Raw genomic sequence first — 24,970 nt, forward strand, 5'->3', positions numbered from 1 at the left:
GATCATGGCGTGGATCGATTCGGTGATTTTTGCCTGATCCGGGGTGTCGACCGTCAGACAGTGCACGGTGTCGCGCATGACGAGCGGCGGCTCGGCCGGGTTGATGATGATGATCGCCTTGCCCTTTTTGGCCCCGCCGACCTTCTCGACGGCGCCGGCGGTGGTGCGGGTGAATTCATCGATGTTCTTGCGCGTGCCGGGGCCGGCCGATTTGGACGACACGGTGGCGACGATTTCGCCGTAGGCCACCGGCTGCACGCGCGACACGGCAGCGACCATCGGGATGGTGGCCTGCCCGCCGCAGGTGACCATGTTGACGTTCATCTCGCGCTTGCCGACGTGCTCCTTCAGATTGACCGGCGGCACGCAGTAAGGACCGATGGCGGCCGGCGTCAGGTCGATCATCAAGACGCCCAGCGCGTTGAGCTTGCGCGAGTTCTCGGCATGCACATAGGCCGAGGTCGCATCGAAGGCGATCTGGATATTGTCGGCCAGCACATGCGGCAGGAAGCCATCGACGCCGGTCGCACAGGTTTTCAGGCCCATCTCGGCGGCCCGCTTGAGGCCTTCCGATTCCGGATCGATGCCGATCATCCAGACCGGCTCCAGGAAGGGGCTGCGCTTCAACTTGTACAGCAGGTCGGTGCCGATGTTGCCCGGACCAATCAGCGCGCATTTGATTTTTTGAGTCATGACGATTCTCTTATGGGGTTTGATGAGGTCAGGCAAACAGCGCGCTGACCTGGCCGAGGCCTTCGATACTGACGTCGTAACGTTCGCCGGGCTTGACGGCGACCATCGGGCCGAGCGCGCCGGTGAGGACGATATCGCCGGCCTGCAGCGGTCGACCGCAACGGACCATCACGTCAGCCAGCCAGACGGCGGCGTTCAACGGGCTGCCCAGACAGGCCCGACCATTGCCGCGCGACACCACCTCGTCGTCACGTTTCATTTCCATGGCGCAATTGGCGATATCGAAATCGCCCAGTTGCAGCGGTCGACCGCCGAGAACGAACAAACCGCTGGACGCGTTATCGGCGACGGTATCGACGAACTTGATGTTCCAGTTCTCGATACGGCTGTCGACAATCTCGATGGCCGGCAGCGCATATTCGGTTGCCCGGATCAGGTCGGCGTAGGTGTGGCGTTCGTGCGTCAGGTCGCGACCGATGACCAGTGCGATTTCCGCCTCGACCTTGGGCTGGATCAGCCGGCCGAGCGCGACCGGCTCGCCGTCGCCAACCGCCATGTCGGCGAACAGCATGCCGAAATCGGGTTGATCGACGCCGAGCTGCGCCTGTACGGCCAGCGAGGTCAGGCCGATCTTGCGTCCGACCAGGCGGCGGCCTTCGGCCAGCCATTGCCGGGTATTGCTTTCCTGGATGGCGTAAGCGGCGTCGACATCGGTCGCCGCCAGCCGTTCGCGCAAGGGAGCAATGCTCCGGCCGCCCTGATGGGCGGCGCGGAGCAGTGCTGCTGCAGCGTCAGTGCCGAGCAGCGCCGTCATTACTTCACCAGCTTCCAGCGATTGTTCTCGACCTTGATCAGGACGATGGCCGAAGCATCGTAGCCGGCGTGGTCGTTGGCGCTCATGGTGTAGACCCCATTGGTGCCGACCAGCTTGCTGGTCTTTTCGATACCGTCGCGCAGGGCGGCGCGGAATTCCGGCGTACCCGGCTTGGCCTTCGCCTTGAGTGCGGCCTGGATGCCATTCTGGGCCAGCAGCCAGGCATCCCAGGACGCGCCAGCGAAAGTCGAACGCGAATCCGGGCCATTCTTGGCTTCCAGATCATTGACGAACATCACGCTGTTCTTGCGTGTCGGGTGGCTGTCCGGCAGTTGCTCGGCAACCAGCACCGGGCCGACCGGGATCAGTGCGCCTTCGACCGACTTGCCGCCGACGCGCAGGAACTCCTTGCTGGTCACGCCGTGCGATTGGTAAATCTTGCCCTTGAAACCGCGCTCGCGCAGGGTGATTTGCGGCATCGCGGCCGGCGTGCCCGAAGCGCCGATGAAAACGACATCCGGCTTGGTCGCCATGACCTTGAGCACCTGCGCCTGGACGCTGGGGTCGGCGCGACCGTAACGTTCGGTAGCGACGATCTTCAGTTTGCCTTCGGCGGCCTTGTTCAGCGCCTTGAGCAGAAGCTCACCCCAGGAGTCGGAAAAGCCGATGAAACCGACGCTTTTGGCACCGCCCTCGATCATGTCGGTGACGATGCGATTGACCATCAGGTCAGCCGATGGCTCGGAGCGGAAGACATAGCCGCGCTTTTCCCCGGAAACATCAAGCGGCGCAACGGAAACCATCGGCGTCTTTTCGCCGTTGGCGACGTCGGCAATGGCCATCGCCGTACTGATCAGGTTGGGGCCGAGAATGGCATCGACCTTGTCTTCGGAAATCAGCTTGCGGGCGTTCTTGACGGCATGGGTCGGGTCGGTGCCGTCGTCGAGCAGGATGAAGTTGATCTTCTCGCCCCCGATGGCGCTCGGGAAAAGTGCGACAGCCTTTTTGGTCTCGGCGCCCAACGCGGCGGCCGGGCCGGTGAGCGAGGCAATGACGCCGATATTGATGTCAGCCAGGGTCGGCAGGCTAGCCAATGCAGCAATGGTCAGGACAAGTGTTTTTTTCAATTTCATTTATAGTCTCCTCGGGTAAATGGCAAATGCAGCAACAGCAGTTTTATTGGGGAATGCGCCGGAAAGCGCCATTCAGATAAATCAGCGCTTCACCGTCGTTGCGTTCGCGCGTCGCCAGTACTTCGCACAGGAAAGCGTGATGCGTGCTTTCGTCGAATACCTTGATCACGCGGCAGTCGAAATTCGCCAGCGTATCGTCCAGCGCCGGCGCACCGCTCACCAGTTCGCGCCACTCGCCGTAGCCAAAACGGGCATCGCCGTGGACTTCCTTGATCATGCCGGCGAAAGCCTTGGCGACTTCCTCCTGCTCACCGGCCAGCACGTTGATGCACAAGGCGCCGCTGTTGAGAATCACCTCGTTGGCCACGACGTTCTTGTTGACGAAGACGACCAGGCGCGGCGGGTCGGCCGTGACCGAACAAACCGCCGTGGCGGTCAGTCCGGCTTGTTGCTCGTCGTCACGGGCGGTGATGATGGTAACCCCGACGGCAAAGTGGCGCATGCCGTAGCGGTGGTCGTCGGAGCTCACGGTTGGCAGCGCTGCCAGTTTGGCATTTGGCTGCCAGTCGAGACGCTGGTTGATTTCCGGGTTCATCTGTCGTCCTCGCCTTACTTCGCACCCGGCTTGGCGCCGAAGGGGTTGGCTTCCGGTAGCGGATTGCCGAGCAGATGGCCGCCGAGCAGGTCGCCGATGTTGTCCTGGTTCTGCGTGATGTGATTGGCGCCGACCAGAATATCGCGCATCTGGCGCTGGATCGGGCTGTGTATCCAGATGCCGCGGGTCGAGGTCTTCTTGAAAATCATGTGCGCTGCTTCGAAGCACTCGCCACCGGTGAATTGATTGGTCGCGAAGTGACGGATGCGGATGTCAAGCGGCACCAGTTCGCCCTTCGAGGCATAGCGCCAGGCTTCGTCGGTGTTCTGCAGTACGCGGCTGCTGGCGCCGAGAATCTTGGCATAGGCTTCGCCGAGACGGCCCTTGATGAAGGGGTCGTTGACCGCAGCACCGACCGCCTGGTTGATGTTCTGGCGGGGCACCATGTGTTCGATGTAGAGATCGACCATGCCGCGGGCCATGCCGATGATTACTGACGAAACGGCAGCGTAGAAGACGTAAAAGAACGGCATCTTGTACAGGTTCTCGACACCGCCATGCGACTGCTCGCCGTAGGCGCCGATGGCGTGGCTGCGGTAGGTCGGTACGAACACTTCCTTGACGATCAGCTTCTTCGAGCCGGTGCCTGCCAGGCCGACGACGAACCAGTCGTCGACGATTTCGAAATCGCTGCGCTGAATCCAGAAGGAACGGAACACCACTTCGCCGTTTTCCTCGACCCGCCCGCCGACAAATGCACCGCCCGCCGCATGGTCGCAGCCGGAGGAAGTGAGCCATTCGCCATTCAGCACGTAGCCACCGGCGACGACCTTGACTGTCCCGAAGGGGGCGTAGGAGGAGGAGACCAGCTTGCTGTTATCGTCGCCCCACAACTCATCACCGACTTGCGTCGGCAGCAGGCCGACTTCGAAGGGATGCACGCCAAGCACCATGACATTCCATGCACTGGATGGGCAGCCGCGGGCCAGTTCCATCAGTACCCGGTTCAGGACATTGGGCGACATTTCAAAGCCGCCCCAGCGTTTCGGCTGGAGGATGCGAAAGAAACCGGCTTCCCGGAAGGCGTCGATGGTTTCTTTCGAAACGACGCGATTGCGCTCACATTCTTCGGCCTTGCTGCGCAGCATGGGAATCAGCGCTTCGGCACGACGGACGATTTCTTCTTCGGTCGGGGTGTCGACCGCAATATTTTCCATTTTGCTCATTTGAATGCTCCTCGATAGCTGAAATACTTAACAGGCGTCGGCGCTGAGTACGCCATAGCCGGCAATCCACTCATTGATCGGGCGGTAGTAATCCTGACGGGCGGTATAGCCGTTACCTGCCGCCTGAAGTGCGGCGAAAGCGGCGATCCAGGTGCGGATTTCGTGCGTCGACCGACCGGCCGCCCTGGAAATGCTTTCGATGTCGAACTGGTCGACTTCCGCCAGTCGGCCGTCGATCAGTTGTTGCATGAAGGCTTGATCCCAAGCCGGATTGAGCGGCGTCAGATCGCATCCCGGCTTGCCATAAGTCTGGCCGGCGGCGATGGTGCGGGCCTGGCGGGCGGCGCGGAATTCAGGCGTCGGGTTGCGTCCGGCAATCAGGAAATTGGCGATCTCTTCCGGGGCGCCCTTGAGCAGCGGTACGGGCGGTTCGTGCGACAGTCCGCCGGTGCCGAGGATCAGCACGCGTTTGTTCAAGGTCGCGACAAAACGGCCGACCGCTTCGCCGAGTTTGCGGATGCGGCGATAGGGGCAGAACGGCGGGGCCACCGAGTTGATGATGATGGGAATGACCGGATAGCGCGTCAGACTGCCGGTCAACTCTTCCAGCGTCTGGGTGCAGCCATGGTCGACCTGCAGCCGGTGCGAAATGGCGATATCGACATCGCTGGCCATGATGCTTTTTGCCAGATCGAGGGCCAGGTCGCCTGGAATCGACAGGGGGCCAAGCAGCGTATCGTAGTCGCCGACCGATTCGGCTGCCGTCGCGATGACGAAAGGCGGCATCAGGTCGTAAAACAGGCCGTTGTAATGATCCGGGGCGAAGACCACGATCAGTTCAGGATCGAAGGCCTCGACTTCCGCCCGAGCCTGGGCCAGAACGGCATCCACCTCGGCCACGGTCGCGGCGCCGGGATCGTTCAGGCCGCGCAGCGGGGTGTGCGACAGGCATTTCAATTTGATGCTCATGCAGACTCCTCAAACTCTCTTTGAACGGTGGCGGGCAAGCGGCCGTTCACCGGGTGTGAAAATGACGAAGTAGAGAAAGCGGTGTGGTCCCAAGCATTTGTCTCCCCGCTTCGTTGTTTTTGTCAGTGAGGCGATTCTAGAGAGCGCAACAAAAGCACTGAAATTTATCTGTCGATTGTGCACAATATGCACAACGTTGTTTTATTGGTATTTTGAGGGGGTTTGAATGCGTCCATCGAGCGGTGCCAGTTATGTTCATGTGCAGGGACTCAGTCGTGGATTGGCGCTGCTGCATGCGATCAATCGCGCCGCCAAAGGTTGGGCAACGATTGCTGAACTCAGCGCTGAAACCGGATTGCACCGCACCACCGTGCGCCGGCTGCTCGAAACCTTGCAAGTCGAAGGTTATGTGCGCCGCTCGCCGTCGGACGATAGCTACCGGCTGAATCACAAGATTCGCCAACTCAGCGACGGGTTCACCGACGATGAGTGGATTTCGGAAATTGCCAATCCGGTACTGGGCGAGTTGCTGAAAAAGCTCGTCTGGCCTTCGGATTTGTGCACGCTTGACGGGGACTGCATGCTGGTCCGGGAAACTACTCACCGGTTCAGTCCCTTGTCGTTTCATCGGGCGATGATCCGCCAGCGGATGCCGGTCCTGTTCACCAGTGCCGGCCGGGCCTACCTGGCCTTCTGCAAGGACGAAGAGCGGCAGCAGGTGCTGAATCTGATCCGTCAGGGAAATGATGAACAGGCGGCCTTTGCGCGCAACGAGAAACTGGTCGCCAACCTGATCGACAAGGTCCGGCAACAGGGCTATGCGACCAACGATGGCGAATGGAGCAGTCAGGAGAAAATCTCTGCGCTGGCCGTGCCCATTTTCGGCAATGACCATGTGATCGGGGCGATCAACGTGGTTTTCCTGCGCAAGGCGCTGAGCCTTCAGGATGCGTCGCAGCGCTTTGTGCCGGAATTACATAACGCGGCCGAAAAGATCCGGACGGCTCTGGAAGGGCATCGAAGTACTGTTTCCGACTGAGCGCCGGCGGTCTCTGAAGAGATAGCGCGCTTGTCGATGTCGTGCGGGATGCCCGTGGGGAGTGTTCAGAATTGCGGCAGTAGCCGGCCGAGCCGGCGCAGTTCGAGGCGCCGGGTGTGCCACTCGGGGCAGAGTTGTTCGACGACGGCCCAGAAGCGCGGGCTGTGGTTCATTTCCTTCAGGTGCGCCAGTTCATGGCAGACCACGTAATCGACGATGGGCAAGGGCATCAGCACGAGGCGCCAGTTCAGCGAAATGCCGCTCCGCGCACTGCAACTGCCCCAGCGCGTGTGGGCCGATGACAGGCGCAAAGGCGGCGGCGCAACGCCGAGATGGGGGGCGTACACGGCCAGGCGCTCGTTGAACAGGTTTCTGGCATGGTCGCGGAGCGCGGATTCCAGCACTTTTGCCGCGTCGACCGCAGCAGGGACGTCAAGCAGCACTTCCGTGTCAGTAAATGCCCAGCGCGCCCGCGCGGCAGCGCGGATTCTTACGGTCAACGCCGCGCCAAGGACAAAAATGCCGGCGCCGTCGACGACCGAAAAGCGTGTTGCCGGTTCGCGCTCCCGCCAGGCGGTAAGTTTTTCGATGACCCACTGGCCATGCTGCAGGATCAACGTTTCGATGTCGCGCAGCGAAGCGCGGTGGGGTGCGCCGACGCGCAGGCCGCGCTGGTCGATGCTCAGACCGATGCTGCGGCGCTGGCTGCGGCGCAGGCCGAAGTCGATCCGCTGTCCGGCCAGGACGACGTGATGCTTGGATTCAGGCAGTCTGGCCGGCATCCGGGTAACGGTGTGGCGAGATGCGGCGCATCTCGGCTTCGATCCAGTTTTCGACGCGCTGGTTGACTTCCTGATCGCTCATGTTGCTGGCATCGAAGGCCGGGCCGATGCTGATCGTGATGGTGCCCGGCGATTTCAGGAAAGCCTGGCGCGGCCACAATTCGCCGGCGTTATGGGCAATCGGCACAACCTTGCAGCCGACGTGCGTCGCCAGGTAAGCGCCACCCGGTTTGTAGCGGCGCTTTTCACCCGGCGGCACGCGTGTGCCCTCGGGGAAAATGATCACGTAAAAACCCTGCTTCAGCCGCTCGCGGCCTTGGGTGACCACCTGGTCGAGGGCATTCTTGCCGGCTGCGCGATCAATCGAAATCATCCGCATGGCCGCCAGCCCCCAGCCGACCAGCGGTAGCTTGAGCAATTCCTTTTTCAGCACGAAGACGCAGAAAGCGCCGTTGGGTACGCAGTCCTGCAGGGTCATCGTTTCCCAGGCCGACTGGTGCTTGGCCATGATGACGCAAGGTTCGGCCGGCATGTTTTCCCGGCCGATGACTTGCGGCCGGATACCGAGCAGATGTTCGACGCCCCATTGCGTGCCCAGGCGCCAGATACGGCCGAAACGGTAAGCCCAGGCGCCGCCGAGCAAAGGGCCGGCGACGACGACCAGCGGTGCGCTGAACACTGACCAGACGATGGCGTAAGCCATGAATAGCGTGGAACGGACAGCGTTCATTTCTTTTCCTTGCTTTCCCGGGCCAGCAGATGGTCGACCGCAGCGGCCAGATCGGGAAAAATCAGTGTGCCGGGTGGCAGATTGCCTTCGCTCTGCGTTTTTTCACCTTTGCCGGTCAGGACCAGCAGCGGCGTGCAGCCGAGCGCAGCACCGGCCTGCAGGTCGCGCAACGAATCGCCGATGGCTGGCACGCCGTTCAGGTCCATGTTCAGCGTTTCCGAAATGCGCTTGAACATGCCGGGTTTCGGCTTGCGGCAGTCGCAGGCGGAATCGGCGCTGTGTGGGCAATAGAAAATGGCATCAATGCGCCCACCCATTTCGAACGACGCTTTGTGCATTTTCTTGTGGATGCGGTTGAGCGTATCCATGTCGAACAGCCCGCGCCCGACGCCCGATTGATTGGTTGCCACGACCACCCGATACCCGTTTTGCTTCAACCGGGCGATAGCTTCCAGACTGCCCGGAATCGGCTTCCACTCTTCCGGGCTCTTGATGAACTGGGCGGAATCGAAGTTGATGACGCCGTCGCGGTCGAGAATGACAAGTTTCATGGTCGTGGCTTTCCTGGATCAGGCGGACAGCTTCGACAAATCGGCCACCTGGTTCATCGCCGCATGCAGGTGGGCGAGCAGGCCGAGGCGGTTGGCGCGCAGTGCCGGGTCGTCGGCATTGACCATGACGTGGTCGAAGAAGGCATCGACTGGCGCGCGCAATGCGGCCAGGGCGAGTAAGGATTCGCTGTAATCGCCAGTCAGGAAAGCCGCATCAGCTTGTGGCACGACTTCAACCAGCGCCGCGTGCAGCGCAGTTTCAGCGGCTTCCTTGAGTAGTGCGGCGTCAATGCGCGCCTCAACCTTGCCTTCGATTTTCTTCAGGATATTGCCGACCCGCTTGTTGGCTGCTGCCAGTGCGGCGGCCTCCGGCAGCGCCGAGAAGGCACGTACGGCGGCCAGGCGTTTCGGGATGTCGCCCAGGCGTTGCGGCCGTTGCGACACGACGGCATCGACTTCCTGCGCCGTGTAACCTTGCTCGCGCAGGTTGCCGGCCAGGCGGTCGTAGATGAAGTCAGCCAGTGCGCCGACGTTCGGCGAAAAGCCTTCGATCCCGTTGAATTGGGCGAAAACACCGTTCAGAAGGGCGTCGACCGCAAGATGCAGGTCGCCTTCGGAGAGCATGCGGATAACGCCTAGCGCATGCCGGCGCAGCGCGAACGGGTCGCGGTCGCCGGTCGGGATCTGGCCGATGCCGAACATGCCGACCAGCGTTTCCAGCTTGTCGGCCAGCGCGACGATGGTGCCAACGCGGCCACGCGGCAGGCTGTCGCCGGCGAAGCGCGGCTTGTAGTGATCTTCGATGGCATCGGCGACGTCGGCGTTCAAGCCGTCGTGCAGGGCGTAATAGTGGCCCATGATGCCTTGCAGTTCGGGAAACTCACCGACCATGTCGGTCAGCAGGTCGGCCTTGGCCAGCACGGCGGCCTGTTCGGCCTGCTGCACCAAGGCGCCGCCGCCGAGCGATTCGGCAATGGCGCGGGCAATCGCCGCAACGCGTTGCACGCGCTCACCCTGGGTGCCCAGCTTGTTGTGGTAAACGACCTTGGACAGACCGATGACGCGGCTTTCCAGCGACTTCTTGCGGTCCTGGTCGAAGAAGAACTTGGCGTCAGCCAGACGCGGACGGACGACGCGCTCGTTGCCGCCGATCACCGCCGAAGCGTCTTGCGGGCTGATGTTGCTGACGACGAGGAACTTGTTGGTCAGTTTTCCGCTGGCATCGAGCAGCGGGAAATATTTCTGGTTGGCCTTCATGGTCAGAATCAGGCATTCCTGCGGCACGGCAAGGAATTCTTCCTCGAACTGGCCGATCAGCACGTTCGGGCGTTCGACCAGCGCGGTGACTTCGTCGAGCAGGGCATCGTCGTCGATCGGCTTGCCACCAGCGGAAGCGGCAGCAGCTTCAAGCTGGCGAACGATCTCGGCACGACGTTCGGCAAACGAGGCGATCACGGCACCGTCGGTCGCCAGCTTGGCGGCGTATTCGTCGGCGTTGGCGAAGACGACCGGATCGACCGCCGCTTCAAAGCGGTGGCCGTGCGTTTCCCGGCCGGAAGTCAGGCCGAGAATGGCCAGCGGCACGACATCGGCACCATGCAGCGCGACCAGGCCATGCGCCGGACGGACGAAATTGACGCTGCTCCAGCCGTCCTGCAACTGGTAGCTCATGACCTTGGGGATCGGCAGCGCGGCCAGCGCGGCTTCCAGTGCTTTCTGCAGGCCTTCGGCCAGCGTGGCGCCTTTGGCCAGACTGTCATAGAACAGCACCTCGGCCTTACCGTCGCTTTCGCGGCGCAGGTTGGCTACGGCGGATTCATCGGCCCCCAGCGCGGCCAGCTTCTTCAACAGGGCCGGGGTGGCGTTGCCCGCGGCGTCGAGGCCGACGGCAGCCGGCATCAGCTTCTGCGCCACCGGTTTGTCAGCCGCCACGGCGGCAACGTCGGTGACGTGTGCCGCGAGGCGGCGCGGCGAGGCGTAGGCGGTGACTTCTGCGGTCGACGCGGCCAGACCGGTGTTTTTCAGGGAGTTGGCCAGCGTGCTGGCAAAGACTTCGCCCAGCTTCTTCAGCGCCTTGGGCGGCAATTCTTCAACGAACAATTCAACGAGCAGGTTTTTCGACGACATATCAGGCAGCTTTCTTGGCGTTCTGTTCTTCGAGCTTGGCGATAACTTCGGCCGCCCATTCCTTCGGGGCCATCGGGAAGCCGAGGCGGGCGCGCGAGTCGAGATAGGCTTGCGCCACGGCGCGGGCCAGGTTGCGGATGCGACCGATGTAGGCGGCACGTTCGGTGACCGAGATGGCGCCACGGGCGTCGAGCAGGTTGAAGGTGTGGGCGGCCTTCAGCACCTGTTCGTAGGCCGGCAGCGCGAGCTGGGCGCCCATCAGGTGTTGCGCCTGCTTCTCGTGTGCGCCGAAGGCGTGGAACAGGAAGTCGACGTCGGAGTGCTCGAAGTTGTAGGTCGATTGCTCGACTTCGTTCTGGTGATAGACGTCGCCGTAAGTCAGGCCTTCCGTCCAGGTCAGGTCGTAGACGTTCTCGACGCCCTGCAGGTACATGGCCAGGCGTTCGATGCCGTAGGTGATTTCGCCGGTGATCGGCTTGCAGTCGATGCCGCCGACCTGCTGGAAGTAGGTGAATTGCGTCACTTCCATGCCGTTCATCCAGACTTCCCAGCCCAGACCCCAGGCGCCCAGCGTCGGGTTTTCCCAGTCGTCCTCGACGAAACGCACGTCGTTCTTCTTGAGGTCAAAGCCAAGGGCTTCGAGCGAGCCGAGATAGAGTTCGAGGATGTTGTCCGGGGCCGGCTTCAACACGACCTGGAACTGATAGTAGTGCTGCATGCGGTTCGGGTTCTCGCCGTAACGGCCATCCTTCGGGCGGCGCGATGGCTGTACGTAAGCGGCTTTCCAAGGCTCAGGGCCGATGGCGCGCAGGAACGTGGCGGTGTGGCTGGTGCCGGCGCCGACTTCCATGTCGTAGGGCTGGAGCAGGGCGCAGCCCTTGTCGCTCCAGTATTGCTGCAGACGCAGGATGATTTCTTGAAACGTGGGTTGTTTGCTGCTCGTCATCGGAAGCACTCGAAAAGACGGAAAGCGTCGGATTTTACAGGCTTTTGCCCAGGCTCGGCAGATGCTGTCCTGTCGCGTGGACGCAACGCTTGATCTGCTGCCAAGGGCAGTGTTCGATTGACTTCGCCAAATAAATCAATAGAATGCCCATTGTTTTGCTGCGGTGCAACATTGGTGTTTCAGGATTACAGGCCAGACTCGGTCTCCGGAAACCTAGCTTCCTCCCACGGGGGAATGGCCCGATGTCGTACCCCCTGTAACCGTTCGCTGGCTGCTTTTTGGGTCAGTGGCAACAGTGAAGGAGGGCGCATGTTCGCTTTTAAGTTTTCTTCCAAGTTTCAATCCCCCGCCATTTCGCGGGTGGCTGCGGTCGTCGCTCATTCCGTCCGCAAATTTCTCATGCTGGCCGGGCTGGTTTTCGTGCTCGGTTTGGCGGGTACCTACAAGGGCCATACCGGCCTGCTTGATGGCTTGCAAGCCATGTTCCCCGGTGGCGTCAGTGCAGGTGAGAGCGCCTTGCCTGTTGCCGGCGATGGCAGTTTTCAGCCAGTGAGCCTGGCGCATCAGGCCCGCTTGGTGCCGAGCATGCAGCAGGCTTTGCAGTATGTTGCCCGGCGTTATCGGGTATCGCATGAAGTCCTCGTGCCGATTTTCCACAGTGCGCAGGAAAGCAGCCGGGAGCTTGGTCTTGATCCCTTGTTGATCATTGCCGTGATCGGGGTCGAATCCGGTTTCAACCCGTTTTCGCAGAGCGTTGTTGGCGCTCAGGGTTTGATGCAGGTCATGCCGCGTTTTCACGCCGACAAGTTGCCGGATGACGCAGGTGAATTGCCCTTCTTCGACCCGGTGACCAATGTTCAGGTCGGTTCGCGCATTCTGCGCGAATCAATCAACCGTTACGGCGGTCTGGTTCCCGGCTTGCAGCAGTTCGGCGGGGCGACCAACGATCCGGCCCGGCGCTATTCCGCCAAGGTGCTGGCTGAGCGTCAGCGTTTGCAGCAGGCGGTTCAGGGGTTGCAGAGCACCTGATCAGGATGTGTGGCGACGCGGCCACTGGCTAAGCAGCAGGCTGGTCATCAGCAGACCAAGAAATGGCAGGTTGCCAAAGCGCCCGAACGGCGTCTGGCCCACGTACGCACTGATACTGCCGATCAAGACTGCAGTTTCGAAAGGGGGGAGGGCGGTTTTCAGTTGGCCGTGCTGGTCGATGATTGCCGTCATGCCGGTATTGGTGGCGCGCAGCATCGGCCGGCCGGTTTCGGCCGAGCGCATCTGGGCAATCTGCAGATGCTGGGGCTGGGCCAGCGAGTCGCCAAACCAGGCGGTGTTCGAGAGATTCACCAGGATGCCGGCTTGCGGCAGGGCGCGGATGATTTCGTCACCGAAAACATCCTCATAACAAATGTTGACCGCAATATTTCGTCCGCTGACGGCCATTGGCGGCTGACTGGCCGGGCCGGCGCTGAACGAGGACATGGGAATGTTGGCGTAGGCCATGAACCAGGCAAAACCGGCCGGGATCATTTCGCCGAACGGTACCAGGTGCTGCTTGCTGTAAATCTGTAGCGGCGAACTGCCAAGGCTGACGGCGCTGTTGTAGTAACTGCTGTCGCGCTCGCCGGTGATGGTGCCGACGATCAGGTCACCGCCCTGGCGTCTGGCCAGTGTTTTCAGTTCTTCCAGATAGTCGGTTGGCAAGTGATTGATGAAAGCCGGCAGGGCGGTCTCCGGCAGGACGGTGAGTTGCGCCGGGTTGGCGGCGATCAGGTCGCGATACAGGCTGAGCGTGCGAATGAAGGCGCCCGGCTGGAACTTCATGTCCTGCGGGATGTTGCCTTGAATCAGCGCCACGCTGATCGGTTCGCCATCCGGCTGGGTCCAGGCAATCTGGCGCAGGCCGAAACCGCAGAGGCAGAAGGCGAGCAGGACCGGCACGCCAATTCGCCAGCGCAGCAACAGGGCGCTACAGAAGGCGACGATCAGCGATAGGCCGAAGACGCCGATCAGCGGGGCAAAGCCGGCCAATGGGCTCGGCACGGTCTGGCTGTAGCCGAGACTCAACCAGGGGAAGCCGGTGAAAATCCAGCTTCTCAGCCAGTCGACCGCAGCAATCAGGGCGGCAAATAAAAATGCTTGCTGCCAGTGTTTCTCGGGTTGCCAGCGTTTGAAGGCCCAGCCGGCCAGTGCCGGGTAGCCTGCCAGCGCGACGCAGAAAGCCAGGGTGGCGGGGCCGGCCAGCCACCAGGGCATGCCACCGAAGGCTGACAAACTGACATAAATCCATGAAACGCCGCCGAGGAAGAAGGCGCTGCCAAATGCCCAGCCGGTGAGTGCTGCCTGACGGGGTGAATCGGCGTTTCGCAGGAGGCCGAAAAGGCTTAGCCAGACGAGTGGTGCCAGCCAGAACAGATCGAATGGCGCAAAGCACAGAACGCCGATGGCACCAGCCAACGCAGCCAGCCACGGGCGATATGCCGGGTGTTGCATCCAGTCGCGAAGCTTGGTGTGGGCGCTCGGCACGGCTTCAAGGGAGAGGATTTTCGGCGTCGATTTGTGGCTTGGGGGGATCGACTAACAAGGTGTACAAACGCCGGCTGTCGGCGCGCAGCACCTGGAAGCGCATGCCGTCGATGTCGAGGCTTTCATTGCGTTTCGGTACGCGGCCGAGGTGACGCAGGACGAGGCCGCCGACGGTATCGAATTCCTCGTCGGAGAAATCGGTCGAGAAGGCGGCGTTGAAGTCTTCTATCTCGGTACGCGCCTTGACCCGGTAACGGCCGGCGGAGTCGAGGCGGATGTTGTCGTGGGCTTCGTCGAAATCGTATTCGTCCTCGATGTCGCCGACGATTTGTTCGAGCACGTCTTCAATGGTGACCAGACCGGCAACGCCGCCGTATTCGTTGACCACGATGGCCATGTGATTGCGCGAGACGCGGAATTCACGCAGCAGCACGTTCAGGCGCTTGGACTCGGGAATGAACACGGCCGGGCGCAACCAGTCGCGCAGGCTGAAGTCTTTTTCCGTGTGGATGCGCAGCAAGTCCTTGGCCAGCAGTATCCCGAGCACGTTGTCGCGGTCGCCGTTGACGACCGGAAAGCGGGAGTGCGCGGCGTCGATGACGAAGGGCAGGATTTCGTCCAGCGGGTCGTCGATATCGACGACATCCATCTGGGCCCGCGGGATCATCACGTCGGTGACGCGGGTATCTGACGCCGCCAGCGCACCTTCGATGATGGTCAGCGCATCGGCGTCCATCAGGTTACGCTCGTAGGCCGAGTGCAGGATTTCAAGCAATTGCTCGCGGTCTTCAGGTTCGCGCAGCAACAAAGAGGTCAAACGTTCGATAAAACCGGGTTTACTGTCACTGTCCATGATTTTTATGCTGCGGGATTATCCTGATAAGGGTCCGGGTAACCGAGCGCGGCGAGAATGTCCTTTTCTTCGTTTTCCATTGCCTGGGCATCGTCGTCGTTCTCATGATCCCAGCCTTGCAAATGCAGCATACCATGCACCGTCAGGTGCGCGTAATGGGCGTCCAGCGGCTTCTTCTGCTCGCTGGCTTCCTTCGCGACAATGCTCGGGCAGATGACCAGATCGCCCATCACCACCGGTTCCGTCTCGTACGGGAAGGACAGCACATTGGTTGCGTAGTCCTTGCCGCGATACTCGTGGTTCAGTGTCTGCCCTTCTTCGGTGTCGACCAGGCGGATGGTGACTTCACCGCCACCGACCAGCGCAGCGCGTGCCCAGCGCACAAAATCTGCTCGCAAGGGTAAGCCGTCACGGTGACAGGTGTATTGCACCGAGAGATTAAGTCGATTGCTGGCGTTTTTCATAGGCGTCGACAATGCGGGCGACCAGCGGGTGGCGCACGACATCTTCCTTCTTGAAGTGGGTAAAGGCCAGGCCGCGAACGTCGTGCAGCACATCCATGGCTTCTTTCAGGCCGCTTTTCTGCCCCTTGGGCAGATCGATCTGGGTAATGTCGCCGGTGACCACTGCCTTGGCGCCGATGCCGATGCGGGTCAGGAACATTTTCATCTGTTCCGGCGTGGTGTTCTGTGCCTCGTCGAGAATGATGAAGGCGTGGTTCAGCGTCCGTCCGCGCATGAAGGCCAGCGGTGCGATCTCGATGGCGCGTTTTTCGTAGAGCTTGCTGACGCGGTCGGCGCCCATCAGGTCGTACAGTGCATCGTAAAGCGGGCGCAGATAAGGATCGATCTTCTGCGTCAGATCGCCGGGCAGGAAACCCAGGCGCTCGCCGGCCTCGACCGCTGGCCGGGTCAGGATGATGCGCTCGACCAGATCGCGCTCGAAAGCGTCGACGGCGGACGCGACGGCGAGATAGGTCTTGCCGGTGCCGGCCGGGCCGATGCCGAAGGTGATGTCGTGTTCCTGGATCGCCTTCAGGTAGGCGACCTGGCGCGGCGTGCGGCCGTGCAGTTCGGTCTTCCGGGTGACCAGTTGCGGCCCGTCGACCGGCCCTTCGGCCCGCGCCGACACGCGGCGCACCGGCGCGTTGAGCATTTCAACCAAGCCCAGCTGGATTTCATCGACGCCCAGCGGCGTGCGGGCCATGGTGTAGAAGTGCTGGATGGCATCTGCGGTCAACCGGGCTTTTTCACCCAAAATCGAGAAGCGTTCATTGCGCCGCCGAATGACCACATCGAAACCGGTTTCGATCTGGCGGATGTTTTCATCCAGCGGGCCGCACAAATTGGCCAGTAAAACGTTGTTGACCGGGGTCAGTGCGAATTCGACCGGCTTTTGCTTGGGGGCGGTCTTGTTTGTCGTCCCGGTAGCGACCTCTGTTTTCATATCCTTAGTCTTCCCGGATGACAATTTCGCCCCTCAGGCTGTGCGGCAAGGCTGCGGTGATGCGCACGTCGACAAAGGTATTGATCAGGCGAGCACTGTTCGCCGAGCCGCCGACGAAATTGACGATCCGGTTGTTATCGGTCCGCCCGGCCAGTTCATTGACATCCTTTTTCGACAGGCCTTCGACCAGCACGCGCTGCACGCTGCCGATCATGGCCTGGCTGATCACCTGCGCCTGTTCGTCGATCCGCTTTTGCAGCCGGGAGAGCCGTGCCGACTTGACTTCGGGCGGCGTCGAATCATCCAGTTCCAGCGCGGGGGTACCGGGGCGCGGGCTGTACACGAAGGAGAAGGAGTTGTCGAAACCGACGTCGTCGATCAACTTCATGGTTTTCTCGAAATCCTCGTCCGTTTCGCCGGGGAAGCCGACGATGAAGTCCGACGACAGCGATATGTCCGGGCGGGCGGCCCGCAGCTTCCTGATGATCGATTTGTATTCGAGCGCCGTATAGCCACGTTTCATCGCCGCCAGCACCCGGTCTGACCCGGATTGCACTGGCAGGTGCAGATGCGACACCAGCTTGGGTTGCGTCAGGTAGGTATCGATCAGGCGCTGCGACATTTCGCGTGGATGCGACGTGGTGTAACGGATGCGTTCGATGCCCGGCACTTCGGCAATGTATTCGATGAGTAGCGCCAGATCGGCCTTCTCGTCGGTTTCCGCCATGTCGCCGCGGTAGGCATTGACGTTCTGGCCGAGCAGCGTCACCTCACCCACCCCGTTGGCGGCCAGGTCGGCGACTTCGGTCAGGACGTCGTTGAACGGCCGGGAAACTTCGCCGCCGCGCGTGTAAGGCACGATGCAGAAAGTACAGAACTTGGAGCAACCTTCCATGATCGACACGAAAGCCGAGGCGCCTTTGACTTCTGACGGCGGCATGGCATCGAATTTTTCGATTTCCGGGAAGGAAACATCAACAGCCGCCTTGCCCTTGGCTTTTCGCTCGGCGATCAGTTGCGGCAGGCGGTGCAGGGTCTGCGGGCCGAACACGATGTCGACGTAAGGGGCACGGGCAATGATCGCATCACCTTCCTGGCTGGCCACGCAGCCACCGACACCGATCACCAGGTCTGGATTCAGCTTTTTCAGGTGGCGTACCCGGCCCAGGTCGTGGAAGACCTTTTCCTGCGCCTTTTCGCGCACGGAGCAGGTGTTGAACAGGATGATGTCAGCTTCTTCCGGATTGTCGGTTTTGACAATTCCTTCCGAAGCATTGAGCACGTCGGCCATCTTGTCCGAGTCGTACTCGTTCATCTGGCACCCGAAAGTGCGGATGAAAAGTTTTTTTGGCATGGGGAATCTGTTGAAAATCAATGGTTCCGCTTCGGCAAGCTGCCTGCAGAAAAGTTGCGCATTATAACCGGTTGACCGCAGGACGGACTGCCAACTATAATTCGCGCCCTCCAAGTGTGGTGATGTAGCTCAGTTGGTTAGAGCGGTGGATTCATAACCCACAGGTCGGCAGTTCAATTCTGCCCATCACCACCAGTAACACCTAAGGCCCTGACAGACAAGGTTTTCCTTGGAACTCAGGGCTTTATACTATCTGGCTTTCACACAAACTTTCACACGTGATGCTTAAGCCAGACGATATGCCCACTCCTTGGTGACACCTAAAGCACGGCACTTACTACCTCAAAAAGCGGGTTCCACAGGACATAAAGCACCTCTGGACGAAGGCTGACCCGTATCAGGTTTCTCTTGGTACCAAGGATGTGTCAAAGGCGCATGACGCAATATGCAAGGCGTGGCTGGGGCTACAGGGCGAGTTCGCCGATCTGCGTAAAAAGCTGCCCGTCAGGTTGGGCTGGGCGATGAGCGGCAGACTCAGTGTGTCGCACAACGACAGCATTCTTTGGTGTTGGAGATTCATGCTCTCATCTCCACACCAGCACGGCACTGAGCCAGCAACTGCTCATAGACGGCCAGCGGATGCTGTATCGGTATCGGTGCTTCGATACGTTCAGTGACCACCGAAGGACGAAGCGCCATTGCGCTACCGGCTATGCGCCGAGAGCTTGTTGGGCACTCGAAGGGCAAGGGTGATGTGCATGACACGATCTATGACCAAGCCGATTTCAATCCTGCAAAGGCGTTTGCTGCGCTGAAGGTTGCGGACTTCTCGCTAATCCATCCGCAGTTTGTCGATACGGAGCAGATGAAGGCAGCAAGAAGGCGGCATCTAAAGAAGGATTGAAAGTTATAGGGTGAATCTGAGGCTGGCCGCATGATTCAGTTCTCAGTGAGCTTGACTGGCGTCGAGTGAGCGTTTGTGTTTTCTGTGTTCAAAACCGCTGGTTGGGTCATGTTGTGAGAGATTGTGGTTTTCCTGATCCGGGTAAGTTAGCGGCAGCATAAGCTGCCGTCGATCTTGGTAATCTTGTTATGATGCGACGAAGATATACCCGTCAAAAGGGTTACTAAGGGTCGATATGAACAAGATTCAAGCCTTTGAGTCGATTGCACAAGATGTTGCGCGCGGGGCTGTCGAATTTTCGACCGATGCGCGGGTGACGCTTCGTTTGCGCGATGCGCTCTCCGACCCCGATTGTCATGTCGAGGCGGCAGCAAAGCTGGTGCAGGCTGAGCCGTTGCTGGCTGCCCGCATCGTGGCGATGGCGAATTCGGTGGCTTACAACCCGTATGCTCGGGAAATCAGCGATTTGCGCTCGGCGATTGCGCGACTTGGCTTTGCGACATTGCGTAGTCTGACCATGGCACTGATTACACGGCAAATGGCTGGTGCATCGATTCCGGTGGCGCATCGGGGGGTTGCCGAGCAGCTCTGGGAGCATACTGCGCACGTGGCGGCGCTATCCCGTGTTCTTGCCCGTCGGGTGACCATGGTGGATGCCGAGGCTGCCCTGTTTGCCGGCTTGGTTCATGAAGTGCCGGGGTTTTATCTGCTCTCGCGTAGTGCGCATTATCCTGGTTTGCTGGATGAAGGTTTCGCCGACTGGATTGAAACCGGAGAGCAAATGGTCGGTCAGCCTTTGCTGGCTGCGCTGAATATTCCGGAAAATATCCGTATCGCGATTGAGGCTGGTTGGGAGGGGTATTTGGGTATGCCGCCAAGTACCTTGGGGGATACCTTACTGCTGGCAGAGGAGTTGTCCCCGGTGCCATCGCCGTTGCACAGTCTGGATCAGGGGGGCGGTAAGCCTGCCCGGAGCGATGCAGAAATCGAACTCATGATCGGTGAGGTGTTATTAACTGAAATTCTTGCCGAGTCGCGTGATGAGGTAGCTTCGTTGAGCGCAGCTTTGCGCTTCTAGCCCGGGATGCCTTCCGGCGGCTTGGCTTGCGAGATTTCTATATTCAAGAAAATTAGCCTGCCCTTGCCCATTTTTGTATGCTTTGTACTATAGTTTTCCGCACCTATCAAAGAAAAGCAGCCGGTAGGTGCCATTCCAAAAAAACGAGTTAAACGATGAAAACAATCTTTCTGGTAGACGATTCCGCAACCATTTTGCTCAGCATTTCCAATATCCTTGCCAAGGCAGGTTATGCGACGGAAAAGGCGGGGAGTGGCGAAGAGGCCATGAAAAAATTTCAGGCAGGTGTCAAGGTGGACCTGTTGATCACCGACTTGAACATGCCTGGCATCAACGGCATCGAGTTGATCAGGGAAGTGCGCAAGTTACCGAATTACAAGTTCATGCCCATTCTTTTTCTGACGACAGAGTCCCAGCAGTCCCGTAAGCTGGAAGCCAAGGCAGCCGGAGCTTCTGGCTGGATCGTTAAGCCGGCAACGGCAGATGAGTTGTTGAATACGATCAAGCTTGTTCTCCGTTAAGGATTCGTCATGACGGTCAATACCCTCTCCCAGCGCGCGCTGATTGTCGCGCTGGTCGTTGCTTGCGGCGCTTTTTTCTCTGTTTATTTCCTGAATGAGTGGTTTCACGAGGTGTTTTTGCCTAAGTTGCCGCTAAGTTCGCCCGTGGGGGATGCGCTGGGTTCTGTGTTGATCGTCTTGGTGGCTTATCTTGCGCAACGGGCCTTGTCCCTGGCTTTTTATCGTGATGTGATGTTTGGCTTGGCCAATGCGCAGCAGCAATCTGCCAGCAAGGTCAGCGATGTCGAATCGGTGAGTGATGAAGTCGCCCGCGAACTCGAGAGTATTCGCAGCTATAACGAAGTGTTGCGCAAGCAGCTCGATGGCATTGTTCAGGCAACGGAGGCTGCTGCCTACGACATTACCGAACGTCTGCAGTCCATTGACGTGGTGGTGACCCGCCTGGATGGCTTTGTCGCTCAAACAACGCAGGCCTCAAGTGCGCTTGCTGCCAGTTCTGAAAATGATATTCAGGACAATCAGGCGTTGATCTCGCGGATGGATTCCTATATTCACCGGCGCATCGATGAGGCGGCAAAGGATCAGCAGCGCATTGAACAGATTGTGCACGAAGCGCAAGGACTGGGCTCATTGGTCAAACTGGTCAAGGATATTTCCGGGCAGACCAATTTGCTGGCCTTGAATGCGGCGATCGAGGCCGCACGTGCCGGTGAGGCTGGGCGCGGGTTTGCCGTGGTGGCCGATGAGGTGCGCAAGTTGTCGACCGAGACGGATGTTGCGGTCAACAAGATCAATGAGGGCATTAACAGCGTTGCCAGTTCGATTCGCCAGCAATTCCAGGACAAGCTGGCGCACAGCAATGTCGAAGCAGAACGCTCGGCGCTGACTGAGTTTGCGAGCCAGCTTGGGCATCTGGGTGCTGGGTATCAACAATTGCTCGATCACGACATGAATGTGTTGCGTACGGTGCGCGAAGCCAGCGCAGATCTCGGCAAAATGTTCATGGATGTTCTGGCCAGCGTGCAGTTTCAGGACATTACCCGGCAACAGATTGAAATTGTTGCCAACGCGCTGCGCAAACTCGACGAGCATGCGGAAAATCTGGCGCGGCGTATCAAGGCGTCCGAAGGATCGGATTTCCAGTACGCGCCACTCTCAGAGCATCTGGATGAGCTGTACAGCAAATATGTCATGGATGCCCAGCGTGTCAGTCACAATCAGGCACTGCACCAGCCGTCAACGGCCGGCGCCGGTGCGGTGAGCGCGTCCTCAAAAATTGAATTGTTCTGACGGAGGTCTTTATGGGAACCCAGAACCGTCTTGCCATTGCCGAAGATCTGACCATTTATCACGCACAGGAACAGAAAGAGCGTTTGAGTACAGCATTGGAAGGTGCCGATGGTCTTGAGCTCGATTTGTCGCAAGTGGGTGAAATCGACACTGCTGGTTTGCAATTGCTGATTTTTGCGAAGCGCGAAGCTGCCAGGCTGGATAAAACATTGACGATCGTCGCGCACAGTTCGGCGGTCCATCAGGCGCTGGATTTTTGTAATCTGGTTGGCTATTTTGGTGATCCGGTTGTCATTACGGTTCATGAGCAACGGTGAGGGATCAGGAAATGGATGAACTGACCAGCGTATTCATTCAGGAAGGCCGCGAGCAATTGCAGGCCATGGAAACCGGGCTGCTCGAACTGGAGCAGCAGCCGGACAAACAGGACAACATCAACGGGATTTTTCGCGCCGCCCATACTATCAAGGGTGCTTCTGGTGTCATCGAGTGTCATTTCATCGAAGGCTTCATGCATAAGGTGGAAAACGTACTGGATCGACTGCGCAATGGGGAAATTGCGTTGTCCGGCGAGTTGACCGGACTATTGCTGCGTAGCTGTGATCATCTGGGCAGTCTGATGGATGTGCTTGAGGCTGGTGCGCCAGAGCCGGCTCCTGAGGTCAAGGCGACTGGTGATGCGTTACAGGCCGAGTTGGCTGTCTATACCAGTGGGCCGGCACCGGAAACCGGCAAGGTGGTCGAAGCCGAATCCGAAGTACTGTCCTCCGGTGGTGGTGTGGTCAACACGGATAGCTGGCACATTTCTGTCCGTTTCGGGCCGCACATGCTGCGTGGCGGTATGGATCCATTGTCTTTCCTCCGCTTTCTTGCGTCGCTGGGTGAAATCCTGGCCATGGAAACCATTCCGGATGCCATGCCGGCAGGTGCCGAAATGGATCCGGAGTCCTGCTATCTGGGTTTTGAAATCCGCCTGCAAACGCGTTCATCCAAGGCTGATATCGAGCGTGTTTTCGATTTCTGTCGTGACGATTGTGAATTGCGCATCCTGCCGCCGAATAGCAAGTTGGCAGAATATGTCAAGTTGATCAAGGAGTTGCCGGAAGACGACATGCGACTCGGCGAAATGCTGGTACGCTGCGGCGCATTGACCCAGGGCGAGCTGGATGGCGGCTTGAACTCCCAGCAAACGGGCGCTCAGGCAACGCCCGCCGAAGGCGAGGAGGCGCACAAGCCGCAGTTGGGCGAGATTCTGATCGACCAGAAGGTCATCCACAAGGAAGTTGTCGAGGCTGCCGTCAACAAGCAGACTCAAGTCAGCGAGAAAAAGGCGGTCGAGGCACGTTTGATTCGGGTGCATGCCGACAAGCTGGATCAGTTGATCGATCTCGTCGGCGAACTGGTAATCGCCGGTGCATCGGCCAACTTGCTGGCGCAACGCAGCGGGCAGACTGAATTGTTCGAGTCGACCTCTGTCCTGTCGCGCCTGGTGGAAAACATTCGCGATTCCGCACTGCAACTACGCATGGTGCAGATTGGCGAAACCTTCAATCGATTCAATCGTGTGGTGCGCGATGTTTCGAAGGAATTGGGCAAGGAAATCGATCTGATCATTTCCGGCGCAGAAACCGAACTGGACAAGTCGGTGGTCGAGAAAATCGGCGATCCGCTGATGCATCTGGTGCGCAACTCGATGGATCACGGGATTGAACTCGGTAGTGTGCGTGAAGCACGCGGCAAGCCGCGGCGCGGCACGGTCGAGCTCAATGCTTATCATGACTCGGGCAGTATCGTCATCGAGATCGTCGATGACGGCAATGGCTTGCCGAGAGACAAGATCCTGGCAAAAGCGATTGAGAAAGGACTGGTCCAGCCGACGCAAACCCTGACCGATCAGGAAATTGTCAACCTGATCTGGGAGCCCGGGTTTTCTACTGCCGATCAAGTGACCAACTTGTCCGGGCGTGGTGTCGGCATGGACGTGGTGCGCCGGAATATTCAGAGTCTGCGCGGTAGTTGCGATGTCTCTTCAATCGAGGGGGCTGGTTCAACGTTCACCATTCGGCTGCCGCTTACGCTGGCAATCATCGACGGGTTCCTTGTTGGCGTTGGCAAATCGGCTTATGTCATCCCGCTCGATATGGTGATCGAGTGCATCGAACTCAACGAGCATGAAGCGGATCGGCATTTCCTCAACCTGCGGGGCGAGGTGCTGCCCTTTGTGCGCCTGCGTGAAATGTTCGAAATCGAAGAAGAACAGCCGGCCCGTGAAAACATTGTTGTTGTGCAATATGCCGGGCAAAAAGCCGGCATCGTGGTCGATCAACTGCTGGGTGAATTCCAGACCGTAATCAAGCCGCTATCGAGCATCTTCCGGCATCTGCGCGGTATTGGCGGTTCGACCATCCTTGGCACAGGCGAAGTGGCGCTGATTCTGGATGTCCAGACCCTGGTCCAGCGCAATGCCCGTAGTGAAGAACGCGAAATGAGCCTTAACGCCGCATTACCGCGGTCGACCGCACAAAATTGAATCTTTCAAGCTTGGCATTAAAGGGAGTGATACATGTTGAACAATCTTAAAATCGGGACCAAGTTATTCATTGGCTTCGCTGTAGCCTTGGCTCTGCTAGTGGCAATTGCCGTCATGGGTACGACGCGCCTGAGTTCTCTGAGCGAGAACCTGCAACAGGTGGTTGATGATCGAAATCCAAAGACCGCGCAAGCCAATGACATCATCGATGCGTTGAACGTGATTGCCCGCTCCATGCGCAATATGTTACTGGTCAAAACCCCGGATGACGTCAAGCGCGAAGCCGCCCGTATCGTTGAACAACGGAAAATCATCGGTGAGCGTCTGGATCGATTCGAGGTTACCTTCAATACGGCAAAGGGCAAGGAACTCCTGAAGGGTCTGAAGGATGCACGGGCGGCCTACGTACCTTCACAGGAAAAGTTCATTGAGCTCGCCAGTTCTGGGAGGCGGGACGAGGCCATTGATTTCATGCTGACGACCGTGCGTGTACAGCAGAACGCATATTTTAAAAGCGTTCTCGATACCGTTAACTACCTTACCGAGCTGACAGCTTCAGAAGGCAAGGCTGCGCTGGAGGCCGCCGAAGCTGCTCAGAAAATGATGATTACCCTGGCAGTTATTGCGGTGTTGTTGTCAGTCATTCTGGCTTATGTGATTACGCGCAGCATTACCAAGCCGGTGGGCGAAGTAGCCGAAGCTGCCCGCAAGATGGCGGAGGGGAACTTCAACTTCAAGCTGGAAAGCAGCGCCAAGGACGAAGTCGGCGAAGTGGTTCGGGCCGTGGCCTCTGTCCAAGGCGCCGTGCAGGCGATGACGGCCGATGCCAACCTGCTGGCGCAGGCGGCGGTGGATGGCAAGCTGGCGAC

The 24,970-nt window shown here is 59.4% G+C and carries 25 protein-coding genes, 1 tRNA gene and 2 pseudogenes; 11 read left to right on the forward strand and 17 right to left on the reverse strand.

Annotated elements, in window-relative coordinates; all coding sequences use genetic code 11:
* The 6 genes from RCI20_RS16000 to RCI20_RS16025 form a co-directional block, all read right to left on the reverse strand.
* Positions 1-693: acetaldehyde dehydrogenase (acetylating) (locus RCI20_RS16000; protein WP_306607261.1), on the reverse strand; the 693-nt coding region annotated here is incomplete at its 3' end.
* 28 nt (positions 694-721) lie between these two features.
* Positions 722-1,507, reverse strand: coding sequence for a 2-keto-4-pentenoate hydratase (gene mhpD, locus RCI20_RS16005; protein ID WP_306607263.1), 786 nt, complete (start codon positions 1,505-1,507; stop codon positions 722-724).
* Positions 1,507-2,640, reverse strand: coding sequence for an ABC transporter substrate-binding protein (locus RCI20_RS16010; RefSeq protein WP_306607265.1), 1,134 nt, complete (start codon positions 2,638-2,640; stop codon positions 1,507-1,509). The genes mhpD and RCI20_RS16010 overlap by 1 nt, the downstream gene beginning before the upstream one ends.
* A gap of 43 nt (positions 2,641-2,683) precedes the next feature.
* Positions 2,684-3,235 (reverse strand): flavin reductase family protein, encoded by a 552-nt coding sequence (locus RCI20_RS16015; protein ID WP_306607267.1) that lies wholly within the window; start codon positions 3,233-3,235, stop codon positions 2,684-2,686.
* Positions 3,236-3,249: 14 nt separating this feature from the next.
* On the reverse strand, positions 3,250-4,461 hold the full coding sequence (locus tag RCI20_RS16020) for an acyl-CoA dehydrogenase family protein (RefSeq protein ID WP_306607269.1): 1,212 nt from the start codon (positions 4,459-4,461) through the stop codon (positions 3,250-3,252).
* Between the two features lie 27 nt (positions 4,462-4,488).
* Positions 4,489-5,430, reverse strand: a complete 942-nt coding sequence (locus RCI20_RS16025; RefSeq protein WP_306607271.1) for a 3-carboxyethylcatechol 2,3-dioxygenase — start codon at positions 5,428-5,430, stop codon at positions 4,489-4,491.
* A 226-nt stretch (positions 5,431-5,656) separates the two neighbouring features.
* Between RCI20_RS16025 and RCI20_RS16030 the strand changes: the two genes are divergently transcribed.
* Entirely contained in the window at positions 5,657-6,469 is an 813-nt protein-coding gene (locus tag RCI20_RS16030; protein ID WP_306607273.1) for a DNA-binding transcriptional regulator, read from the forward strand.
* A gap of 65 nt (positions 6,470-6,534) precedes the next feature.
* Here RCI20_RS16030 and RCI20_RS16035 read toward each other — a convergent pair whose 3' ends face one another.
* From RCI20_RS16035 to glyQ, 5 genes are read right to left on the reverse strand one after another with little or no spacing between them, the layout of a single operon-like run.
* Positions 6,535-7,251, reverse strand: coding sequence for a M48 family metallopeptidase (locus RCI20_RS16035; RefSeq protein ID WP_306607275.1), 717 nt, complete (start codon positions 7,249-7,251; stop codon positions 6,535-6,537).
* Positions 7,232-7,981 carry a 1-acyl-sn-glycerol-3-phosphate acyltransferase gene (locus RCI20_RS16040; RefSeq protein WP_306607277.1) on the reverse strand — a complete coding sequence of 250 codons (750 nt, stop codon included), beginning with the start codon at positions 7,979-7,981 and terminating at the stop codon, positions 7,232-7,234. Before RCI20_RS16040 ends, RCI20_RS16035 begins: the two co-directional genes overlap by 20 nt.
* A complete protein-coding gene (gene gmhB / locus RCI20_RS16045) occupies positions 7,978-8,532 on the reverse strand; it encodes a D-glycero-beta-D-manno-heptose 1,7-bisphosphate 7-phosphatase (protein WP_306607279.1) in 555 nt (184 codons plus the stop codon). Before gmhB ends, RCI20_RS16040 begins: the two co-directional genes overlap by 4 nt.
* Before the next feature lie 18 nt (positions 8,533-8,550).
* A complete protein-coding gene (glyS, locus tag RCI20_RS16050; protein WP_306607281.1) occupies positions 8,551-10,659 on the reverse strand; it encodes a glycine--tRNA ligase subunit beta in 2,109 nt (702 codons plus the stop codon).
* Position 10,660: 1 nt separating this feature from the next.
* A complete protein-coding gene (gene glyQ, locus RCI20_RS16055) occupies positions 10,661-11,605 on the reverse strand; it encodes a glycine--tRNA ligase subunit alpha (protein WP_306607283.1) in 945 nt (314 codons plus the stop codon).
* 309 nt (positions 11,606-11,914) lie between these two features.
* Between glyQ and RCI20_RS16060 the strand changes: the two genes are divergently transcribed.
* Positions 11,915-12,634, forward strand: a complete 720-nt coding sequence (locus RCI20_RS16060) for a lytic transglycosylase domain-containing protein (RefSeq protein WP_306607285.1) — start codon at positions 11,915-11,917, stop codon at positions 12,632-12,634.
* Here the strand turns inward: RCI20_RS16060 and lnt are convergent, their stop codons facing one another.
* The 5 genes from lnt to miaB are packed head-to-tail and all read right to left on the reverse strand — an operon-like array spanning position 12,635 to position 17,778.
* Positions 12,635-14,125, reverse strand: a complete 1,491-nt coding sequence (gene lnt / locus RCI20_RS16065; protein ID WP_306607287.1) for an apolipoprotein N-acyltransferase — start codon at positions 14,123-14,125, stop codon at positions 12,635-12,637. It abuts the gene before it with no gap.
* 4 nt (positions 14,126-14,129) lie between these two features.
* Positions 14,130-14,978 (reverse strand): HlyC/CorC family transporter, encoded by an 849-nt coding sequence (locus RCI20_RS16070; protein WP_306607289.1) that lies wholly within the window; start codon positions 14,976-14,978, stop codon positions 14,130-14,132.
* 5 nt (positions 14,979-14,983) lie between these two features.
* Entirely contained in the window at positions 14,984-15,361 is a 378-nt protein-coding gene (gene ybeY, locus RCI20_RS16075) for an rRNA maturation RNase YbeY (RefSeq protein WP_306607291.1), read from the reverse strand.
* Between the two features lie 55 nt (positions 15,362-15,416).
* A complete protein-coding gene (locus tag RCI20_RS16080; RefSeq protein ID WP_306607292.1) occupies positions 15,417-16,424 on the reverse strand; it encodes a PhoH family protein in 1,008 nt (335 codons plus the stop codon).
* Positions 16,425-16,428: 4 nt separating this feature from the next.
* Positions 16,429-17,778: a tRNA (N6-isopentenyl adenosine(37)-C2)-methylthiotransferase MiaB gene (miaB, locus tag RCI20_RS16085; RefSeq protein WP_306607293.1), complete on the reverse strand. Its 1,350-nt coding sequence runs from the start codon at positions 17,776-17,778 to the stop codon at positions 16,429-16,431.
* A gap of 118 nt (positions 17,779-17,896) precedes the next feature.
* Between miaB and RCI20_RS16090 the strand changes: the two genes are divergently transcribed.
* Both RCI20_RS16090 and RCI20_RS17760 read left to right on the forward strand, forming a co-directional pair.
* Positions 17,897-17,973: transfer RNA gene (locus tag RCI20_RS16090), tRNA-Met, on the forward strand.
* A 137-nt stretch (positions 17,974-18,110) separates the two neighbouring features.
* Positions 18,111-18,257 (forward strand): annotated as a pseudogene (locus RCI20_RS17760) (DUF6538 domain-containing protein); the annotation flags it as partial.
* 97 nt (positions 18,258-18,354) lie between these two features.
* On the opposite strand, the pseudogene RCI20_RS16095 reads toward RCI20_RS17760, so the two are convergent.
* Positions 18,355-18,486 (reverse strand): annotated as a pseudogene (locus tag RCI20_RS16095) (IS21 family transposase); the annotation flags it as partial.
* On the opposite strand from RCI20_RS16095, the gene RCI20_RS16100 reads away from it, so the two are divergent.
* The 7 genes from RCI20_RS16100 to RCI20_RS16130 all read left to right on the forward strand — a co-directional run.
* Positions 18,452-18,682 carry a hypothetical protein gene (locus RCI20_RS16100; protein WP_306607305.1) on the forward strand — a complete coding sequence of 77 codons (231 nt, stop codon included), beginning with the start codon at positions 18,452-18,454 and terminating at the stop codon, positions 18,680-18,682. The pseudogene RCI20_RS16095 and the gene RCI20_RS16100 sit on opposite strands and share 35 nt — an antisense overlap.
* Before the next feature lie 235 nt (positions 18,683-18,917).
* On the forward strand, positions 18,918-19,760 hold the full coding sequence (locus RCI20_RS16105) for an HDOD domain-containing protein (RefSeq protein WP_306607294.1): 843 nt from the start codon (positions 18,918-18,920) through the stop codon (positions 19,758-19,760).
* A 155-nt stretch (positions 19,761-19,915) separates the two neighbouring features.
* Complete coding sequence (locus RCI20_RS16110; RefSeq protein WP_306607296.1) at positions 19,916-20,281, forward strand: response regulator; 366 nt, start codon at positions 19,916-19,918, stop codon at positions 20,279-20,281.
* A gap of 9 nt (positions 20,282-20,290) precedes the next feature.
* On the forward strand, positions 20,291-21,571 hold the full coding sequence (locus RCI20_RS16115) for a methyl-accepting chemotaxis protein (protein WP_306607298.1): 1,281 nt from the start codon (positions 20,291-20,293) through the stop codon (positions 21,569-21,571).
* An 11-nt stretch (positions 21,572-21,582) separates the two neighbouring features.
* The gene (locus tag RCI20_RS16120; protein WP_306607299.1) at positions 21,583-21,888 is read left to right on the forward strand and encodes a lipid asymmetry maintenance protein MlaB; all 306 of its coding nucleotides are present in this window, start codon (positions 21,583-21,585) and stop codon (positions 21,886-21,888) included.
* 11 nt (positions 21,889-21,899) lie between these two features.
* Positions 21,900-24,101 (forward strand): chemotaxis protein CheA, encoded by a 2,202-nt coding sequence (locus RCI20_RS16125; protein WP_306607301.1) that lies wholly within the window; start codon positions 21,900-21,902, stop codon positions 24,099-24,101.
* A 33-nt stretch (positions 24,102-24,134) separates the two neighbouring features.
* A partial coding sequence (locus tag RCI20_RS16130) for an MCP four helix bundle domain-containing protein (protein WP_306607303.1) occupies positions 24,135-24,970 on the forward strand: 836 nt, incomplete at its 3' end.

Source organism: Azonexus sp. (assembly GCF_030824335.1).
GTDB lineage: Bacteria > Pseudomonadota > Gammaproteobacteria > Burkholderiales > Rhodocyclaceae > Azonexus.

What these genes read in the sequence shown, in the direction of transcription:
- RCI20_RS16125 (WP_306607301.1), top strand. Translation starts at nt 21,900, where the DNA reads ATGGATGAACTGACCAGCGTATTCATTCAGGAAGGCCGCGAGCAATTG.
- glyQ (WP_306607283.1), bottom strand. Translation starts at nt 11,605, where the DNA reads ATGACGAGCAGCAAACAACCCACGTTTCAAGAAATCATCCTGCGTCTG.
- glyS (WP_306607281.1), bottom strand. Translation starts at nt 10,659, where the DNA reads ATGTCGTCGAAAAACCTGCTCGTTGAATTGTTCGTTGAAGAATTGCCG.
- RCI20_RS16120 (WP_306607299.1), top strand. Translation starts at nt 21,583, where the DNA reads ATGGGAACCCAGAACCGTCTTGCCATTGCCGAAGATCTGACCATTTAT.
- RCI20_RS16010 (WP_306607265.1), bottom strand. Translation starts at nt 2,640, where the DNA reads ATGAAATTGAAAAAAACACTTGTCCTGACCATTGCTGCATTGGCTAGC.
- gmhB (WP_306607279.1), bottom strand. Translation starts at nt 8,532, where the DNA reads ATGAAACTTGTCATTCTCGACCGCGACGGCGTCATCAACTTCGATTCC.
- RCI20_RS16115 (WP_306607298.1), top strand. Translation starts at nt 20,291, where the DNA reads ATGACGGTCAATACCCTCTCCCAGCGCGCGCTGATTGTCGCGCTGGTC.
- RCI20_RS16080 (WP_306607292.1), bottom strand. Translation starts at nt 16,424, where the DNA reads ATGAAAACAGAGGTCGCTACCGGGACGACAAACAAGACCGCCCCCAAG.
- miaB (WP_306607293.1), bottom strand. Translation starts at nt 17,778, where the DNA reads ATGCCAAAAAAACTTTTCATCCGCACTTTCGGGTGCCAGATGAACGAG.
- RCI20_RS16025 (WP_306607271.1), bottom strand. Translation starts at nt 5,430, where the DNA reads ATGAGCATCAAATTGAAATGCCTGTCGCACACCCCGCTGCGCGGCCTG.
- RCI20_RS16110 (WP_306607296.1), top strand. Translation starts at nt 19,916, where the DNA reads ATGAAAACAATCTTTCTGGTAGACGATTCCGCAACCATTTTGCTCAGC.
- RCI20_RS16015 (WP_306607267.1), bottom strand. Translation starts at nt 3,235, where the DNA reads ATGAACCCGGAAATCAACCAGCGTCTCGACTGGCAGCCAAATGCCAAA.
- RCI20_RS16070 (WP_306607289.1), bottom strand. Translation starts at nt 14,978, where the DNA reads ATGGACAGTGACAGTAAACCCGGTTTTATCGAACGTTTGACCTCTTTG.
- mhpD (WP_306607263.1), bottom strand. Translation starts at nt 1,507, where the DNA reads ATGACGGCGCTGCTCGGCACTGACGCTGCAGCAGCACTGCTCCGCGCC.
- RCI20_RS16030 (WP_306607273.1), top strand. Translation starts at nt 5,657, where the DNA reads ATGCGTCCATCGAGCGGTGCCAGTTATGTTCATGTGCAGGGACTCAGT.
- RCI20_RS16060 (WP_306607285.1), top strand. Translation starts at nt 11,915, where the DNA reads ATGTTCGCTTTTAAGTTTTCTTCCAAGTTTCAATCCCCCGCCATTTCG.
- RCI20_RS16040 (WP_306607277.1), bottom strand. Translation starts at nt 7,981, where the DNA reads ATGAACGCTGTCCGTTCCACGCTATTCATGGCTTACGCCATCGTCTGG.
- RCI20_RS16035 (WP_306607275.1), bottom strand. Translation starts at nt 7,251, where the DNA reads ATGCCGGCCAGACTGCCTGAATCCAAGCATCACGTCGTCCTGGCCGGA.
- RCI20_RS16020 (WP_306607269.1), bottom strand. Translation starts at nt 4,461, where the DNA reads ATGAGCAAAATGGAAAATATTGCGGTCGACACCCCGACCGAAGAAGAA.
- RCI20_RS16105 (WP_306607294.1), top strand. Translation starts at nt 18,918, where the DNA reads ATGAACAAGATTCAAGCCTTTGAGTCGATTGCACAAGATGTTGCGCGC.